Annotated in this window: 15 protein-coding genes; 8 read left to right on the top strand and 7 right to left on the bottom strand. The window is 44.6% G+C overall.

Going from position 1 to position 17,429, the window contains the following annotated elements; genetic code table 11:
* Positions 1-7 precede the first annotated feature (7 nt).
* The 3 genes from JO154_RS00260 (at position 8) to JO154_RS00250 (ending at position 4,386) form a co-directional block, all read left to right on the top strand.
* On the top strand, positions 8-772 hold the full coding sequence (locus JO154_RS00260; protein WP_291940820.1) for a succinate dehydrogenase/fumarate reductase iron-sulfur subunit: 765 nt from the start codon (positions 8-10) through the stop codon (positions 770-772).
* A 139-nt stretch (positions 773-911) separates the two neighbouring features.
* On the top strand, positions 912-2,297 hold the full coding sequence (locus JO154_RS00255; protein WP_291940817.1) for a Gfo/Idh/MocA family oxidoreductase: 1,386 nt from the start codon (positions 912-914) through the stop codon (positions 2,295-2,297).
* 49 nt (positions 2,298-2,346) lie between these two features.
* Positions 2,347-4,386, top strand: a complete 2,040-nt coding sequence (locus tag JO154_RS00250; RefSeq protein ID WP_291940815.1) for a S9 family peptidase — start codon at positions 2,347-2,349, stop codon at positions 4,384-4,386.
* A 157-nt stretch (positions 4,387-4,543) separates the two neighbouring features.
* Here JO154_RS00250 and murI read toward each other — a convergent pair whose 3' ends face one another.
* Complete coding sequence (murI, locus tag JO154_RS00245; RefSeq protein ID WP_291940814.1) at positions 4,544-5,368, bottom strand: glutamate racemase; 825 nt, start codon at positions 5,366-5,368, stop codon at positions 4,544-4,546.
* A 15-nt stretch (positions 5,369-5,383) separates the two neighbouring features.
* The gene (locus tag JO154_RS00240) at positions 5,384-6,046 is read right to left on the bottom strand and encodes a carbonic anhydrase (protein WP_291940811.1); all 663 of its coding nucleotides are present in this window, start codon (positions 6,044-6,046) and stop codon (positions 5,384-5,386) included.
* A 573-nt stretch (positions 6,047-6,619) separates the two neighbouring features.
* Here JO154_RS00240 and JO154_RS00235 point away from each other — a divergent pair.
* On the top strand, positions 6,620-8,263 hold the full coding sequence (locus JO154_RS00235; RefSeq protein ID WP_291940809.1) for an ATP-binding cassette domain-containing protein: 1,644 nt from the start codon (positions 6,620-6,622) through the stop codon (positions 8,261-8,263).
* A gap of 58 nt (positions 8,264-8,321) precedes the next feature.
* Here JO154_RS00235 and JO154_RS00230 read toward each other — a convergent pair whose 3' ends face one another.
* Positions 8,322-8,717: a response regulator gene (locus JO154_RS00230; protein WP_291940807.1), complete on the bottom strand. Its 396-nt coding sequence runs from the start codon at positions 8,715-8,717 to the stop codon at positions 8,322-8,324.
* Between the two features lie 442 nt (positions 8,718-9,159).
* On the bottom strand, positions 9,160-10,125 hold the full coding sequence (locus JO154_RS00225) for a hypothetical protein (protein WP_291940805.1): 966 nt from the start codon (positions 10,123-10,125) through the stop codon (positions 9,160-9,162).
* 107 nt (positions 10,126-10,232) lie between these two features.
* Here JO154_RS00225 and JO154_RS00220 point away from each other — a divergent pair, with 107 nt between their 5' ends.
* Both JO154_RS00220 and holA read left to right on the top strand, forming a co-directional pair.
* A complete protein-coding gene (locus tag JO154_RS00220) occupies positions 10,233-10,958 on the top strand; it encodes a ribonuclease H-like domain-containing protein (RefSeq protein ID WP_291940803.1) in 726 nt (241 codons plus the stop codon).
* A 21-nt stretch (positions 10,959-10,979) separates the two neighbouring features.
* Positions 10,980-11,975, top strand: coding sequence for a DNA polymerase III subunit delta (gene holA / locus JO154_RS00215; protein WP_291940800.1), 996 nt, complete (start codon positions 10,980-10,982; stop codon positions 11,973-11,975).
* Positions 11,976-12,076: 101 nt separating this feature from the next.
* Here the strand turns inward: holA and JO154_RS00210 are convergent, their stop codons facing one another.
* On the bottom strand, positions 12,077-13,012 hold the full coding sequence (locus tag JO154_RS00210; protein WP_291940797.1) for a bifunctional riboflavin kinase/FAD synthetase: 936 nt from the start codon (positions 13,010-13,012) through the stop codon (positions 12,077-12,079).
* A 128-nt stretch (positions 13,013-13,140) separates the two neighbouring features.
* On the opposite strand from JO154_RS00210, the gene JO154_RS00205 reads away from it, so the two are divergent.
* Complete coding sequence (locus tag JO154_RS00205; protein WP_291940795.1) at positions 13,141-14,319, top strand: AIR synthase related protein; 1,179 nt, start codon at positions 13,141-13,143, stop codon at positions 14,317-14,319.
* 73 nt (positions 14,320-14,392) lie between these two features.
* On the opposite strand, the gene JO154_RS00200 is transcribed toward JO154_RS00205, so the two are convergent.
* Together JO154_RS00200 and JO154_RS00195 are read right to left on the bottom strand one after the other, a co-directional pair.
* Positions 14,393-15,949 (bottom strand): M56 family metallopeptidase, encoded by a 1,557-nt coding sequence (locus JO154_RS00200; protein ID WP_291940793.1) that lies wholly within the window; start codon positions 15,947-15,949, stop codon positions 14,393-14,395.
* Complete coding sequence (locus tag JO154_RS00195) at positions 15,946-16,317, bottom strand: BlaI/MecI/CopY family transcriptional regulator (protein WP_291940791.1); 372 nt, start codon at positions 16,315-16,317, stop codon at positions 15,946-15,948. The genes JO154_RS00200 and JO154_RS00195 overlap by 4 nt, the downstream gene beginning before the upstream one ends.
* A 264-nt stretch (positions 16,318-16,581) precedes the next feature.
* Here JO154_RS00195 and JO154_RS00190 point away from each other — a divergent pair, with 264 nt between their 5' ends.
* Positions 16,582-17,277 carry an ATP-binding cassette domain-containing protein gene (locus JO154_RS00190; protein ID WP_291940787.1) on the top strand — a complete coding sequence of 232 codons (696 nt, stop codon included), beginning with the start codon at positions 16,582-16,584 and terminating at the stop codon, positions 17,275-17,277.
* The last annotated feature ends 152 nt before the right edge of the window (positions 17,278-17,429 follow it).

The following is a 17,429-nucleotide window of genomic DNA, read 5'->3' as shown; positions in this document are numbered from 1 at the left end:
CCAACACATGGAACATTATAACATGAACCTCACATTAAAAGTGTGGAGGCAGAAAAATAAAAACGATCAGGGTAGATTTGAAACACTGCAGGCAAAAGATATTTCTTCTGAAATGTCTTTCCTGGAAATGTTCGACGTGGTGAATGAAGAACTGATCAACGAAGGAAAAGATCCAATCGCATTTGACCACGATTGCCGCGAAGGTATCTGCGGTATGTGCTCTATGCACATCAATGGTCGCGCTCACGGTCCTTGGGACGGTACTACTACCTGCCAGTTGCACATGCGCGCTTTCAAAAACGGCGATACTATCACCGTTGAACCTTGGAGAGCAGGTGCTTTCCCTGTGATTAAAGATCTGACCGTAGATCGTAGCGCTTTCGATCGTATCATCGAAGCGGGTGGTTATGTATCTGTAAACACAGGTAACGCCCAGGATGCTAACTGCATTCCTGTGGATAAACATAAAGCTGATCTGGCTTTCGCTGCTGCTGCATGTATCGGTTGTGGCGCTTGCGTAGCTGCTTGTAAAAACTCTTCTGCAATGCTCTTCGTATCTGCGAAAGTTTCTCAACTGGCACTGTTACCACAAGGTGATCCTGAAAGAAAAACACGTGCCCTCAACATGGTGGCACAAATGGATAAAGAAGGTTTCGGTAGCTGCACCAACACTGGCGCTTGCGAAGCGGAATGTCCTAAAGAAATCTCTCTGACCAATATCGCTCGCCTGAACCGTGAGTTCATCAGCGCTGGTATGACCACAGAGAAATAAGTCAGCTTTTTACTAACTGATGCAATATTTAAAAGTCCTCTCCCTCGTGGAGAGGATTTTTTTTGCCCGCCACTCATCCTTCTATTACCTGCCTTCCGGGATTTTTTTACTATCATGTGTTTCTCTCAACTGAAACCTTATGTCTGAACAATCTCGCAGAAAATTTATCAAACATCTCGGCAGCACCGCGGCCCTGCTGGGAGTTGGCCCACTGGCAGCTCTTGCCAAAGACCGCGAAACCATGGAACTACTGCAGCCCGCGGACTACGTGTCTTCCAATGATAAAATCAGACTCGCTTGCTTCGGCATGGGTATTATGGGCTTCGGCGATGTTAACTGCGCCCTGAAAGTCCCAGGTGTTGAATTTGTAGCAGCAGCCGATCTATACGACGGGCATCTCACCCGGGTAAAAGAAATTTATGGCAAACAAGTCTTTACTACGCGCGATTACCGCGAAATCCTTCGTCGGAAAGATATTGATGCGGTGATCATTGCTACGCCCGATTTCTGGCATGATACCATGGCGATTGATGCCATGAATGCCGGTAAAGCAGTGTATTGTGAAAAGCCAATGGTGCAGCAAATTGACGAAGGGCACCAGGTAATTGCCACACAACAGCGCACCAAAGCCGTTTTCCAGGTGGGGAGCCAGCGGGTGAGCAGTATTGTATTGGCAGAAGCCCGGAAAAAATACCTGGCAGGGGAAATAGGGCAGCTCAATATCGTGGAAGCCCGTATGGACCGCCATTCTGCACTCGGCGCCTGGCAATACTCTATTCCGCCAGATGCTTCTCCTAAAACAGTCGATTTCGATACTTACCTGAAGGATACTTCCAAAATACCGTTCGATCCGAAACGCTTCTTCCGCTGGCGCAATTATAAGGCCTATGGAACGGGCATTCCCGGCGATCTCTTTGTACACCTGATTTCTGGGCTACATTATATCACAGGTTCTCTGGGGCCTGAGCGAGTATATGCTACCGGCAACCTGGTGCAGTGGAAGGATGGCAGAGATGTGCCAGATGTAGTAGTGGCTATTTTCGATTATCCTGCCACCAGTACACACCCTGCTTTCCAAATGACGCTGCGGGTGAATTTCGCGGATGGTGGCGGTGGTGGCGAGTTTACGCGCCTTATCGGTACGGATGGCGTGATGGAACTCGGTGGCAACGAATTCAAAATCAAAAAACATAAACTGCCGCAGGCGCCCGGCTATGGCGGATGGGACACCTTCAATACTTTCCCAGAGGCCACTCAGCAACAGTTTGTCGATAATTATAAACAACAATATGGGGCTAATCCTAGTAAGGCGGAGGTAACCACCTCTAATTTTACTGCTCCTGCAGGCTATGATGATCGCTTAGATCACTTCCGGAATTTCTTTGAATCGGTACGCACCGGCAAACAAGTGGTGGAAGATGCAACTTTCGGCCTCCGTGCAGCCGGTCCAGCACTGCTTTCTAACGAAAGTTATTTCAGCAAACAATTGATTCATTGGGATCCGGTGGCCATGAAAATCGTATAGGTAATATTTTCCGTATTTTTATCTGCATTCAAAACAATGCAAGATGAGCATGGAAAACATTACCCCACCGTCCGCAGAGAAGATCGCAAAAAAACTTTCCATCCACGGACATACCCGTCAAGATGACTATTACTGGCTGAATGATCGCGAAAATCAACAGGTAATTGATTACCTGAATGCCGAAAATACATACCTGGAAGCTGTTCTTGCTCCTCAAAAAGAGTTGCGGGAACAGCTTTTCCATGAGATGAAAGGCCGTATTAAAGAAACAGATATGGGCGTGCCCTATTTGAAAAACGGCTACTATTACTATACCCGATTCGAAGAGGGGAGAGAATATCCCATCTATTGCCGCAAAAAAGAGCACCTGGACAACCCGGAGGAAATCATCCTAGATGTGAATATCCTGGCAGAAGGACATAGCTACTGCCAGGTGAGTGGACTCACTATCAGTCCGGATGCGCGACTGCTAGCTTATGGCATTGATACGGTAAGTCGCCGTAAATATACCCTTCGCATAAAAGACCTGAGCACCGGAGAACTGCTGCCAGACAGTATCCTGGATACATCGCCTTCATACACCTGGGCGGCAGATAATCTAACGTTGTTCTATACACGAAAAGATCCTGTTACCTTGCGGTCTGACCGTGTAATGCGCCACGTGCTGGGCATAACCGATGATAAAGAGGTATATGTAGAAACAGATGAAACCTTTGATGTAGGTGTTCATAAAACCAAATCCGGTGCATATATTATGATCACCAGCGAGAGCACGCTAACATCTGAAATCCGCTATATCAGCGCTAAAACGCCAGAAGCGGAGTTCGTGGTATTTCATCCGCGTACCCGTGAAATGCTCTATCAGGTGGATCATCGCGATGATAAATTTTATATACTCACCAACTGGGACGCGCTGAATTTCAAACTGATGCAATGTTCGCTGGATCAGACTTCCAGGGAGCATTGGCAGGAATTAATTCCGCATCGTAGTGATGTATTGCTGGAGGAGCTCTCGCTTTTCCGGGAATATATGGCTCTGAATGAGCGTAGCCAAGGGCTCACGCAGATTCGTATTATCGAATTCAGAACTGGCAAGGAGCAATATATCAAATTCTCTGAACCTGCTTATTCTGCCTATATCAGCAATAATCCGGAGATGGACAGCTTCCAGCTTCGCTATGGCTATGTATCTATGATAACGCCCAGCTCCGTGTATGATTATAACATGCAGACGCAGGAATCCGTGCTGAAGCGCCGCCAGGAAGTGTTGGGGGGATATGATCAGTCGCAGTACGTCTCAGAGCGTTTAATGGCAGTAGCCACCGATGGCACATCGGTACCTGTATCTATTGTGTATCGTAAAGGTTTTACGAGAGACGGGAGTCGCCCGCTATTGCTATATGCATACGGATCATACGGACATAGCATGGATGTATATTTCAGTTCCACGACCCTCAGTTTACTGGATCGTGGCTTTGCATATGCCATCGCTCACATCCGCGGCGGGCAAGATATGGGTCGTCAGTGGTATGAAGATGGGAAGATGTTCAAGAAGAAAAACACCTTTACTGATTTCATAGATTGCGCTGATTTTCTGGTCAGGGAAAAATATACTTCACCGGCACATTTATATGCCATGGGTGGCAGTGCTGGCGGCCTGTTGATGGGTGCAGTGATGAACATGCGTCCGGAGTTGTGGAATGGTATGGTAGCACAGGTGCCATTCGTAGATGTAGTTACCACCATGCTGGATGAGAGCATACCGCTTACCACCGGGGAATTCGATGAGTGGGGCAATCCTAAGAACAAAGATGCATATGATTATATGCTGTCTTATTCTCCATATGATAATGTGCGTCGTACTGACTATCCGAATGTGTTGGTAACAACCGGACTACATGATTCACAAGTGCAATACTGGGAACCTGCAAAATGGGTGGCCAAGTTGAGAGAGATGAAAACCGATCATCATTTGTTGTTATTGCATACGAATATGGAAACCGGCCATGGAGGGGCTTCCGGGAGATTTGAAGCCCTGAAGGATAAGGCATTGGAATTCGCATTCTTGTTAAAATTGGAAGGATATTAAAAAACGCTCCAGCCTGTCGTCTTAAAAGCGGCAGGATAAAAAAGCTATCCTGCTTGTCGCCCCTGCCCAGCGGGCAGGGGCGACGAAAAAATGGGAAAAGGGAAATGATGTCGCAGACATCATTTCCCTTTTCCCATTTTTTGATACAGTTTCTTAATTATAATTTTTCTGCATCAATCTTTTCAGAAGAAACTGCATGTCCAAAGAAAATCTCCGCCATCTTATCAAAGATCCCAGGATCATCTGTTGTATAGAAAGTACGTTTATGCGTTTTCGTTAGCCGCTTTTCCATTTCAGGATGTCTTTTCAGGTATTCCTTTAGGCTGCGGGAGACGATTTTTCCTTGTGCCAGTACCGTGATCCCACCTGGCAGATGCTGCCGTATTTTGCGCATCAGCAAAGGGTAGTGGGTGCAGCCCAATACCAGGGTATCGATATTAGTAGATTGGGAGAGGATTTTATCGAGATATTCTTTCACGAAGTAATCCGCGCCCTCGTTGTCATGTTCATTATTCTCAATCAGCGGTACCCACATCGGGCAGGCTTGCTGGAATGTTTTCACATGCGGATAGAATTTGGCAATTTCTATCGGGTAGGATTCTGAATTAACCGTACCGTTGGTAGCGAGGATACCTACTTCTCCTGTTTGCGTGATAGAGCCTACCATTTCAGTAGTAGGTCTGATAACGCCCAGTACCCTATTGTTTGGAGCGATATTCGGCAGATCCTTTTGCTGAATGGTTCTGAGTGCTTTGGCAGAAGCGGTATTACAGGCTACGATCACCAGTGGACATCCCATATGGAACAATTGCTGAACGCATTGTAGGGTATAGGTATGAATGGAGTCAAATCCCCGGTTGCCATAAGGGGCGCGGGCATTATCTCCGAGGTAGATATAGTCGAAATCCGGTAGCTCAGCTACAATCTCTTTCATGACCGTCAGGCCGCCATAGCCTGAGTCAAAAATACCGATAGGACCCATAGTTATTAGTTGTAATTATTCAGGATCATTCTTCATCAGGCCTTGACCAGTCAGGTCGTAAATACGTTGTATTTCGTGAAGTACCCCTTCGAAATCGATTTGGAGATCTTTCAGTAAGCCATTCTTAAGATCGTATACCCAACCATGAACAGTAGGGTAGCCGCGATTGGTATACATTTTCTGAACAGCAGCCGTTTTGACAATATTGATGCATTGTTCCTGTACGTTCAGTTCTACCAGGCGATTGTAACGTTCATGTTCATTAGTGATACTGTTGAGCTCATCCATGTGCAGGCGATATACATCCCGGATATTCCGGAGCCATGGATTTAGGATACCGAGGTCTTGTGGTTGCATAGCAGCTTTCACGCCGCCACAATTATAGTGACCACAAACTACGATGTGTTTCACTTCCAGGTGTACCACTGCATAGTTGATCACAGACATCACATTCAAGTCTGTATTGCAGACGAGATTGGCAATGTTGCGGTGTACGAATACTTCCCCGGCTTCCAGGCCCATAATTTCATTCGTAGGTACACGGCTGTCGCTACAACCAATGTAAAGATATTTGGGTGATTGGGAATCCACCATTTTCTCAAAGAAATCGGCTTCAGTGGCTGTTTTAGAAGCAACCCACCTTCTGTTGTTCTCAAAAACCTGATTATAATCAGTCATAGCGGCAGTTATTTTGCGCTAAAGATACGGACGAAATAGATTTCATGATACAGCTCATAATTTGTTCATATCCAATTCCAGTGTATCGGCGAAATTATCCAGGTACATAGATTTGGCATAGATCGGTGCCAGGGTGGGCGGCTTCATAGGTCTGAATAGTGCGAATGGTAGCTTGCACTTCTGCCAGGGACATTGCAGATTTGGTGGCGATAGTGGCTGGATCGGTACCTGCATTTAGCAGGGTATCAATTTTATGAACTTCGGTATAATAATTTAACAGCTATCAAGTTTTTGGTGGGATGATATTACCCCAAGGCTGATATCGTTAAAAAGTGGATAAATAGCCTTTGGGAGAATTGTTTACGCTGCTTTTCTGGCGGCTTACAGTTCATCTGGCGTAATGAATATTCTGATGATCGGGCATAGATATATATGAAGTATAAGCCAATATATAAAACTTTCACTAATAGTTTATTAATGCCTGTATTTTTTGCTGACTTGCTAACTTGCTGTTAACTTGGAAAGCCGGGTATATATTCGTAACTTTGCGGCTTCAAAATTTACATAGCCAGCATGATCAGTGTTAAAAACGTAACCCTCTCTTTTGGAAAGAGAGTATTGTTTGACGAAGTAAACCTCAATTTCACAAAAGGGAACTGTTATGGTGTGATTGGGGCCAATGGAGCAGGTAAGTCTACTTTCCTGAAGATATTGTCCGGTGAAATCGAGCCGAACAAAGGTACCGTGGAAATCACTCCCGGCGAGCGCATGTCCGTACTGAAACAGAACCACTTTGAATTTGATGAAGTTACGGTACTGAATGCAGTATTAATGGGCAACAAGAAGCTGTGGGAGATTGCCAACGAGCGTGATACCATTTATGCGAAAGAGGATTTCACTGAAGAAGACGGTATCCGTGCAGGCGAGCTGGAAGGCGAGTATGGCGAAATGGGCGGTTATACGGCTGAAAGTGATGCCGGCGTACTGCTGGGCGACCTGGGTGTAAAAGAAGAACTGCACAATGTATTAATGAAAGATATTGCAGGTAGCATGAAAGTACGTGTGCTCTTAGCACAGGCGCTGTTCGGTAATCCTGATATCCTGCTCTTGGATGAGCCTACCAACGACTTGGACGTGGAAACGATCGGTTGGTTGGAGAACTTCCTGGCAGATTACGAAAACATCGTGATCGTTGTATCCCACGACCGTCACTTCTTGGATGCCGTATGTACGCACGTTGCGGACGTTGACCGTGCGAAAATCCAGATCTTCAGCGGTAACTACTCCTTCTGGTATGAGTCATCCCAATTGATGGCCCGTCAGATTGCCGATAAGAACAAGAAAATGGAAGATAAGCGTAAAGACCTCATGGACTTTATCGCCCGATTCTCTGCGAACGCTTCCAAGTCTAAACAGGCTACTTCCCGTAAGAAAGCATTGGAAAAATTGGTTATCGAAGATATCCAGCCTTCCAACCGTAAATATCCTGGTATCATCTTCAAACAAATCCGTGAAGTTGGTAACCAGATCCTGAACGTAGAGAAACTGGAAAAATCTGTTGATGGCCGCAAACTGTTTACAGATGTTACTTTCTCTGTGAATAAAGGAGATAAAGTTGCCTTCTTGTCTAAAGACCACCTGGCACTGACTACCTTCTTCCAAGTAATCAACGACGAAGTAGCTGCCGACAGTGGTAAAATGGAATGGGGAACTACCGTTACCAAAGCATATCTGCCGAACGATAACTCAGAATTCTTCACCGATAAGGATGTAAACCTGCTGGATTGGTTACGTCAGTATGTGCCTGCGCACGTAACAGATGTAGATGAACCATTCCTGCGTGGCTTCCTCGGTAAGATGCTTTTCGGTGGTGATGAGATCATGAAGAAAACTTCCGTATTGAGCGGTGGTGAGAAAGTACGTTGCATGCTCAGTCGCATGATGCTGCAAGATCCAAACGTGGTAATCTTGGATGAGCCTACCAACCACTTGGATCTGGAGTCTATCCAGTCTTTCAACGAAAGCATGATCAACTATAAAGGTATCGTACTGTTCACTACACATGACCATACCTACATGCAATCCGTAGCTAACCGTATTATCGAACTGACGCCTAAAGGCATTATCGACAGAATGATGACCTTTGATGAATACCTGGCAGACGAGAGAGTGAAGACACTGCGTGAAGAAATGTACGGCAACGCGGTATTAGCATAGTCGTTAAGATACATAAATCTAAAAGGCCCTCTCTGCGCAGCAGAGAGGGCCTTTTCTTTTAGAGATATTCCTCAATCACCTTTAGTTTGTTTTTGTCCAGGGGCTTTGTGATGTACGCCATTAACTCCGGCGTCTTTTCCACTTTTTGCAAATCCCGAACATCCACAGAGGATGAACACATAATAATCGGAATCGAGTTTTTGAGGGATGTTTTCAGACCACGATACGCCTCTATAAAATCCCATCCATTCATACGGTCCATATTCATGTCCAGGATAATAAGAGAAGGCAATGGCGGCTGAGGTACGGCTGCTAGATGGTCCAGGGCTTCCTCTGCACAAAGAAATGATGTCACAACCAGATTGTCGTCCTGCTGTACCAACATTTTTTTAATGATGAAATGAAATATCTCATCATCATCTACAACGTACACTATTTTGTTGATGTCTTCCATGCTTATGTATTAATTGGGCTTCTGAACTATTCCGGTAATAGCTTTAGGCAGGTAAAGCATCAATTTTTCATTTGATTAACGAGCCGGATCGGCATAGTTAAAACAAAGGATCTTCCGACTTCAGGGTTTGAATAGGATAATCTGAAATCTGCAATCGATTAGTTTTAATATGGGTTTTCCGACACGATAAACGTCCTGGTCACTAGCTGCTTTAATGCATTGGTTTCTTTGTTCCAGTGCTTACTGGCCTCCGGCTATCTCTTTCTGATTATGAACACAAAGAACGTTAATTTAATTTTATTTTTATATATAACTTTTCTCCAATAACTAATCATTAACAAAGCATCAAGAGAAAAAAGTTGAACTTTTTGTCGCATTTAAACAGAAAAGGCGGAACAACTGTTCCGCCTTTTCGCAATTTCTTGTATGTATTAACAAGTCATTAAAATAATCCACCCTTTCTCAAAGTCACTTTGCCTTGACCAATTTTAAAGCCATTGTGATAGATTTCTACCGCATAGTCACCTGGTTTGAAATCAGAATTCTGTTTCCAATCCATAGATACTGCTTGTTTCTGACCTTGTACATAGTTTACAGTTTTCTTAGCTGTATACAGTTTCTCAGTACCATCTTCCAGTGTGAATTTGCCAGAACCCAGCGCTTCTACTGCCAGTGGTGATCCATCAGGAGCAGAAATTGCTACATAGATTTCTTTGTCGCCGGTAGGTGCAATCCTGTTATCATCCAGGTCAAATTCTACGCGCATCATATCCGCTTTCTTGGCTTTAGTAGTAGCTACTTCTTTACCATTATTTTTTACGCGGATTGGCTCCAGCCTGATATTAGAGGCATGCAGTACAGAACCCAATTCTACTTTCTTACCAAGACTGTCTTTTACAGTAGATACAGAATCTCTCTCTTTACGTGCTACATCTCTTTCACCAGCCAGCACAATTTTCTCACCTTCCAGACGCTCGATAGTCTGCTGGTAGCCTTCAATGTTGGATTTCAATTGCTCAATCAAACGACGAGCTTCTGCCAGTTCGGACTGTGTAGCATTTTTCTTGCTCAGAATACTGGAAATCCTCGCTTTCATATCCTGGATTTCCTTATCCTTGGTTTTCACGAGACTGTCCATGCGTGTGTTCTGGCTGATCAGATCATCCAGACGTGCATTCGCAGCGTCATATTCCTGCTTCAAAGCGTCTTGTGAAGTGTTTAATGAATCGATCTGGACTTTTTGAGTAGTTACGATTTCGTTAGATTTGTTCTTATCGAACCACATGTATATCCAGGTACCTGCCAGGGCAGCGATCAATATACCATAAATTAATACATTCCGACTGCTGCGGGGTTTTTCTGGTCCGGGAGATCCCGGTGCAGGTGTGTTAAAAGTGTTCTCCGTCATAGTTGTTTGTTTTATGTTTATGTGTTATATGGTTAAAAATCGTTATTCAAAAGTAGGCATTAAAATTATTTAATAATAGTCAAGTTTAAAAAAACAGTTTTCCATCCGTGTTACCTAATATTGGACTAGATCAGTTATTGCTCCTTGACATAGAGACGACGCCAGGTGAGGCGGCATTGGAGCTACTCCCCGCACATTTGCAGGTGCTCTGGCGGGAGAAAAATACAAAAATTGCGCCAGAATCAGAAAGTGAAGATGCTTCATACGCAGATAGAGCGGGCATTTTTGCTGAGTTTGGCAGAATCGTTTGTATATCAGTAGGTTTCTTTCACCTGGAAAATAACAGATATCAATTACGCTTGAAATCTTTTGCCAGTGAAGACGAAGTTTCACTGCTGAATAACTTCTTTGAATTGGTTCAAAAGTTCCAAGAGAGGATGCCCAGTTTCCAGTATGCTGGCCATAATATCCGGGAATTTGATATCCCCTTTATTTGCCGCCGTTCTGTGATACATCAATTATCTTTGCCGAAATCACTGCAGCTACATGGCCTCAAACCATGGGAAGTACCCGTGGTGGATACCCTTCACCTCTGGCGCTTCGGTGACTTCAAACATTATACCTCCCTGAAACTGCTAACAGCCATCATGGGTATCGATTCTTCCAAGGATGATATAGATGGTAGCATGGTAGGAAAGGTATTCTGGGAAACAAAAGACCTGGAACGAATTGCCACCTATTGCCAGAAAGATGTACTGGCCGTAGCTCAACTCCTGCTCCGGTTCAAAAGATTACCATTGCTGCTGCCAGAAGATATTGTGGTGATCAAATAATTTTAACAGCTCGTACCATCCATGGACTATCAGGATATAATAAAAGACTGGAAACAGAAAAAATTCAAATCGCTTTACTGGCTGGAAGGAGACGAAGACTTCTTCATAGACCAAGTGGTGAACTATGCGGAACATGAACTGCTAGAAGAAGCGGAAAAAGGCTTCAATCTTACTGTCCTCTATGGAAAGGATACGGATTGGAGTACGGTCATCAATGCCTGCCGTCGTTATCCGATGTTTGCAGAACGCCAGGTGGTTGTGCTCAAAGAAGCACAGGCCATGCGTGATCTCCTCAAACTGGAAGCCTATATCGATAATCCCCTCAGCACAACGGTGTTTGTGGTGGCCCATAAACAAGGCAAAATCGATGGAAGGAGTAAAATGGCTAAGGTGATTAAAGATAAAGGCGTACTCCTCTCCACTAAAAAATTATATGATAACCAGCTTCCCGCCTGGACGGAAGGATATGTAAGTAGTCGAGGACTGGCTATCTCCCAAAAAGCTGCTATTCTCCTGGTGGATCATATTGGCAACGATCTTTCCCGCATCGCCAACGAAATTGATAAACTCCTGGTAAACCTGCCAGAGAAGAAGAAAATCGATGAAAGCGATATTGAAAAATATGTAGGGATCAGTAAAGAATACAATGTATTTGAGCTGCAAAGCGCATTAGGCCAGAAAAACGCTGCCAAGGTATATAAGATTATTGCTTATTTCGCGGCCAATCCTAAAGCGGCTCCTATGCAAATGATGCTGCCTGCCCTCTATAATTATTTCTCCAAGATGAGCCTCGTTTTTGTCGTGAAAGGTGGGGAAAAAGAAATCGCTTCCGCACTGGGGGTACATCCCTTTTTTGTAAAGGATTATATCGCGGCAGCCCGCCTCTATGGCCCGGAAGCAACAGATAGAGCTATCTTGTTGCTGCATCATTACAACTTACGGAGTATCGGTATTAACGATAGTGGGGTGGAAGATGGAGAGTTAATGAAAGAATTGATGTATAAAATTATGGCATAGACCTTCTGCCTCTTGTTTATCCGCACGCCAGAGGCGTGCGGATAAACAAGAGAACGGCCCGTCAGCGAAGCTGACGGGCCGTTCTCTTGTGCTGGCAAATATTATCTAGAAAGGATTTCCTTCGCTTTATCTGTATCATCGGCAATCTGTTTTATCAGATCATCGATATTGTCAAATTTCTGGTTAGCACGAATATATTCTTCAAAATAAACGGTCAGTGTTTGTCCGTAAATTTCACGGTTGAAATCGAAAATGTGGACTTCCAACCTCAGATCAGTACCGTTGAAAGTGGGTCGGGTGCCGATGCTCATCACCGCTGGAATAGTGGTCCAGTGGCGGTTCAGCGATACCTGTACGGCATAAATACCTTCTTCCGGAATTAGTTTACGTTCATCTGCTAGTTTCAGGTTGGCAGTGGGAAAACCCAGTTGACGGCCCATTTTATCCCCATGCACCACGGTGCCGGTCATAAAATAACGGTATCCCAGCAGTTCATTGGCAAGCCGGATATGGGCGTCCTGTAAGCTTTTCCTGATTTTTGTAGAACTAACGGTGAGATCATGTACCACCTGTTGAGGGATTTCGATCAGCTCAAAACCGTATTTCTCTTTTTCCGCTTCTAGCAGTTCCAGTCCCCCTTCACGGTTATGTCCAAAACGATGATCATAGCCAATGATAATGGTATGTGGATGGAATCGGGAGATGAGGAAGTCTTCCAAGTAAGCCTGGGCCGACAATTCAGAAAAAGCCTTTGTGAAAGGTACCACCACCAAGTGGTCAATTCCCTGTTTTTCCAGGAGGGCAATTTTCTCAGGAAGGGTAGTCAGTAATTTGACCGACTGAGGAGAGCTGCCCAAAACCTCGCGGGGATGTGGGTCGAAAGTAACGATCACCGTTTCGCCGTTGCAGGCCGCAGCAGCCTGTTCTAGTTGCTGCAGAATGTAACGATGGCCGAGGTGCACGCCATCAAAAGTACCAATGGTAACAACCGCATTACGGAATTCCGGTAAGTGATCTAAGTCCCTGTGAACCTGCATATAATTCTATAACAATCAAAAAGCCCCGCAAATCTAACACATTCGGCGGGCATTCTGCGCGGAATCTGTTACTTTTGCAGCCGGAAGCAATTTCTACTATCTCTAAATTACTAAATCTCAAATTCCAGGTGGATCAGAATATTTACGCCAAACGTGGAGTTTCCGCAGGCAAGGAAGATGTGCATAACGCCATTAAGAACATTGACAAGGGGCTTTACCCGAAAGCATTCTGTAAAATAGTGCCCGATATTCTTGGTGGTGATGAGGCCTATTGCAATATTATGCATGCCGATGGCGCCGGTACAAAATCTTCCCTGGCTTATGTTTACTGGAAAGAAACCGGTGATCTCAGCGTTTGGAAAGGCATTGCCCAGGACGCTATTATCATGAACATGGACGACCTGCTGTGTGTAGGCGCTACTGATAATATTTTGCTTTCCTCCACCATCGGTCGTAATAAGCAACTGCTGCCAGGTGAAGTGATTGCCGCTATTATCAATGGTACAGAAGAAATTCTGGCAGAGCTACGCAATCATGGTATCAGCATTTATTCCACTGGTGGGGAAACTGCCGATGTGGGTGACCTGGTACGTACCATCATCGTGGATTCTACGGTTACTTGCCGTATGAAAAGAGAGGATGTGATTTCTAACGATCGTATCCAAGCGGGAGATGTAGTAGTAGGACTCGCATCCTATGGTCAGGCGACTTACGAAAGTAGCTACAATGGTGGTATGGGCAGCAATGGACTGACCAGCGCTCGTCATGATGTATTCCATAAGGCTATTGCAGAGAAATACGCAGAAAGCTTTGATCCAGGAATTCCTTATGAATTGGTTTTCAGTGGTAATAAAGCATTGACTGATAAAATTGATATCCCTGGATTTGGTCAGGTAGACGCGGGTAAACTGGTATTGTCACCTACCCGTACCTATGCACCAGTGATTAAGAAAGTCCTGGAGCAGTTCCGTCCGCAGATTCATGGAATGGTGCATTGCAGTGGTGGTGCACAAACGAAAGTGCTGCATTTCATTGAGAAATTGCATGTCATTAAAGACAACCTCTTCCCTGTACCTCCTTTGTTTACGCTGATTCAAGAGCAATCAGGCACTTCTTGGAAAGAGATGTACCAGGTATTTAACATGGGCCATCGTATGGAACTGTATGTACCGGAAGCGATTGCAGCAGATATTATTGCGATTTCCAAGAGCTTTAATATTGATGCACAGATTATCGGAAGGGTAGAGGCTGCAGAACAGAAACAAGTAACCGTTAAAGCGCCTGCAGGCACTTTTGTTTATAATTAATGTTGTGTTGTTTAGAAGAAAAATAAAAGCCGGTATCTGCAGATACCGGCTTTTTTAATGGTCGGGAGGAAAGTTATTTACTGAGTTGAAACCGAATGGGCAGATTATATTGTACTGCCACCTTTTTACCTTCATGTGTGCCTGGAGTCCATTGTGGCATGGAATTTACCACGCGTAGTCCTTCTTCTTCTAATCCATCCCCCAATATCCTACCTACGATTTTTGCATCTCTGATTTTGCCATCTGCACCTACTGTAAATTGGAGGAAAACCGTGCCTTGTTTCTTTCTAGCCTGCGCTTCTTTCGGATATTTAATGTTTTTAGCAAGGTATTGATTTAATGCCTCGTCGCCACCAGGAAAGTGAGGCGGGTGTTCCACGAAAGTCAATACTTGCTCTTGTGGTGTGCCTGGGAGCAGGAAGGTGATTGGTAACGCGATTTCAGAGGATACTCCTTTATGGTTTTGCTCTGCTGGAAGCCAGTTGGGCATACTGTTTACTACGCGGAGTGCTTCTTCATCCAGTTCCTTACTGATCTGCGGCTTGCCGGTGGTGGTGCGGGCATTGGTGATTTTACCATTTGCATCAACAGTGAAATGCACCATTACGGTACCGCTGATTTTATTGTCTATAGCGGTTTTAGGGTATTTCAAGTTTTTGATAAGGAATGCTTCCAGCGCGTTTTCTCCACCTGGGAAAATGGCCGGCTTTTCAGGATAACCGTGGTGCGTTGTGGTGGTTACACCTGCTGCAACAGGCATTGGAGCTTGTTTCGCTGCAGCCACGAAAGCAAAGGAACAAAAAATAATACCTGCTACTGGGAGTATCATCACGCGGCGCAGATAGCTGAATCTGTCTTTTTGGAATTGTGTAAGCATAAGAATACGTCTTTTGATTGGCGGATAAAAAAAGTCATTTGTTATAGCGAATTGTTTGCTCTGAAAGGCGTTCTGGAGGATGGCTTCCGCATATCCGGAGATTTCCTTTCCGGCGGCATGTTTATCGGCAATGAATTCGTGAACGAGGGCGAGTTCCTTTTTAGTCAGGTAGAATATAGGATTGAACCAGCATACAGCGCTGATGATGTTCATCCATATTTTATCGAAGCTGTGTTGCTGGCGTACATGTACCAGCTCATGTTGCAGCATTCGTTTGCCCTGTTCATCATATAATGGCGTGTTGTGGTGCCAGAATATCCAGGAAAAGAAGGAAAACGGGCTGGCTGGTTTATCTAATGCCACGAGCACATAATCCTGAATGGGTTCCTGTGGCAGGCGCTTTGCCAGGCGAATAATGCGCCAGCAGGATACCAAGAGACGGATTAATAGAAGGCTGGCAATGAGCGAGTAGGCGGCGCTGAGCCAGTCCTGATAATTGAAGGTAGACTGACTGGTAAGTCCCTCCCGAATAGTAACCGCTTTATACGTATAAGCATATACGAAAGAGGCATCTGTGTGATTGGCTTCCAGCGGGATTTTCAGGAGGGGTACCAGCAGGGATACCAGTGGTAGTAGGCAGAGGTAGTACCTGTTCCACTCGTGGAATTTTTTATTGCGCAGGGCCAGCAGGTAGTAGCCATAGAGGATACCGGAGCAACTGATCACCTGGAGCAGATAGGTGAGTATTTTCATTTGGAATGTTTTTGGGCATCTTTGATATGTTCCACTAGTTTTTCCAATTCCTGTACGCTGATATCTTTTTCTTTCACGAAGAAGGAGACTAGGTTGCTCACAGAACCTTCGAAGTATCCTTTTACCAGGTTGCTCACGGTTTTATGGCTGTAGGCTTCCCGGGTGATAGTAGGGGCGTATTGATGTGATTTGCCGAATACTTTGAATTCCACGAATCCCTTTTCAATGAGAATTTTGATTAAGGTAGACACGGTGTTATAGTGTGGTTTAGGTTCCGGCATCGCCTCGATAATATCTTTCACAAATGCGGGTCCTGTTTGCCAGAGGGCCTGCATAATTTGTTCTTCTGCTTTGGTCAATGGTTTCATGATGCGGTATATTTTACTTGCTGGAATAAAACTATAACTAATTTTTTAGTTGAACAACTAATTTATTAGTTTTTCTACTAAAAGATTAGTTTGAGAGAATGGAAATGGTAAAAACGGGATAAAAAGGCTGGAAAATGGTCAATTTGGGAGGGGAAGGGGTAAAAAATGGGGGGTATCTGTAATTATTATGAGATTACGTAAGAAGTTATATACGAATTGGTTATTTTTGTTTCTTACAAGCTAGAACTAAACGAAAAACGCTACATGACGCCCGAACAGCCAATTATACAGTTGACGAATACAAGTGTATATCAGGGAAATTCTCTGATATTGTCTGATGTGAATATTACCGTAAACAAGGGGGAGTTTGTGTATCTCATTGGGAAGACGGGAACCGGTAAGTCCAGTTTGCTGAAGACGTTATATGGCGATTTGCCATTAAAGGATGGTACTGGCCAGGTGGTAGGTTTTGATTTGAAGAAGATGGACTGGAAGAAGGTGCCATATCTGCGTCGTAATTTGGGGGTTGTATTTCAGGATTTCCAGTTATTGACGGATAGGAATGTGCACGACAATTTAAAATTTGCGCTCCGAGCAACTGGATGGCAGGATAATAAACAGATCGAGGAAAAGATTACAGATGTATTGGATAAGGTAGGTTTGGGTACAAAAGGATTCAAGATGCCTTATGAGTTGAGTGGTGGTGAGCAGCAGCGTGTAGACATTGCACGAGCGATGCTGAACTCTCCTCGTCTGATTCTCGCGGATGAGCCAACCGGTAATCTGGATCCGGAAACTTCTGATGGCATTATGCAGTTATTGTTCCGTATATGCCGGGAAGGTACTGCTATTGTGATGGCTACACATGATTATATTGTGTTACAGAAATTCCCATCTAGGGTACTGCGTACAGAAAATGGGCATGTGACAGATAATGCCGCTGTGAACTTTTCTTCGTAGGGAGGTAGTGGGCAGAGCGACTGTCATCTCCCGAAGGGCAGATAAATAATCTTAATTCTGTTATCTTTGCCGTTGTTCACGCGGTTGCTACCGCAAGTATCACGAATGTAAATAGACTTTTCGGTCAGCCTTGTGCAGGTACTGCACTTCGC

It is taken from the genome of Chitinophaga sp. (genome assembly GCF_019236475.1).
Classification (GTDB): domain Bacteria; phylum Bacteroidota; class Bacteroidia; order Chitinophagales; family Chitinophagaceae; genus Chitinophaga.
Note: the sequence above shows the minus strand (reverse complement) of the source record. Positions and strands in the feature narration are given on the sequence as shown.

What these genes read in the sequence shown, in the direction of transcription:
- JO154_RS00260 (WP_291940820.1), top strand. Translation starts at nt 8, where the DNA reads ATGGAACATTATAACATGAACCTCACATTAAAAGTGTGGAGGCAGAAA.
- JO154_RS00255 (WP_291940817.1), top strand. Translation starts at nt 912, where the DNA reads ATGTCTGAACAATCTCGCAGAAAATTTATCAAACATCTCGGCAGCACC.
- JO154_RS00250 (WP_291940815.1), top strand. Translation starts at nt 2,347, where the DNA reads ATGGAAAACATTACCCCACCGTCCGCAGAGAAGATCGCAAAAAAACTT.
- murI (WP_291940814.1), bottom strand. Translation starts at nt 5,368, where the DNA reads ATGGGTCCTATCGGTATTTTTGACTCAGGCTATGGCGGCCTGACGGTC.
- JO154_RS00240 (WP_291940811.1), bottom strand. Translation starts at nt 6,046, where the DNA reads ATGACTGATTATAATCAGGTTTTTGAGAACAACAGAAGGTGGGTTGCT.
- JO154_RS00235 (WP_291940809.1), top strand. Translation starts at nt 6,620, where the DNA reads ATGATCAGTGTTAAAAACGTAACCCTCTCTTTTGGAAAGAGAGTATTG.
- JO154_RS00230 (WP_291940807.1), bottom strand. Translation starts at nt 8,717, where the DNA reads ATGGAAGACATCAACAAAATAGTGTACGTTGTAGATGATGATGAGATA.
- JO154_RS00225 (WP_291940805.1), bottom strand. Translation starts at nt 10,125, where the DNA reads ATGACGGAGAACACTTTTAACACACCTGCACCGGGATCTCCCGGACCA.
- holA (WP_291940800.1), top strand. Translation starts at nt 10,980, where the DNA reads ATGGACTATCAGGATATAATAAAAGACTGGAAACAGAAAAAATTCAAA.
- JO154_RS00210 (WP_291940797.1), bottom strand. Translation starts at nt 13,012, where the DNA reads ATGCAGGTTCACAGGGACTTAGATCACTTACCGGAATTCCGTAATGCG.
- JO154_RS00200 (WP_291940793.1), bottom strand. Translation starts at nt 15,949, where the DNA reads ATGAAAATACTCACCTATCTGCTCCAGGTGATCAGTTGCTCCGGTATC.
- JO154_RS00195 (WP_291940791.1), bottom strand. Translation starts at nt 16,317, where the DNA reads ATGAAACCATTGACCAAAGCAGAAGAACAAATTATGCAGGCCCTCTGG.
- JO154_RS00190 (WP_291940787.1), top strand. Translation starts at nt 16,582, where the DNA reads ATGACGCCCGAACAGCCAATTATACAGTTGACGAATACAAGTGTATAT.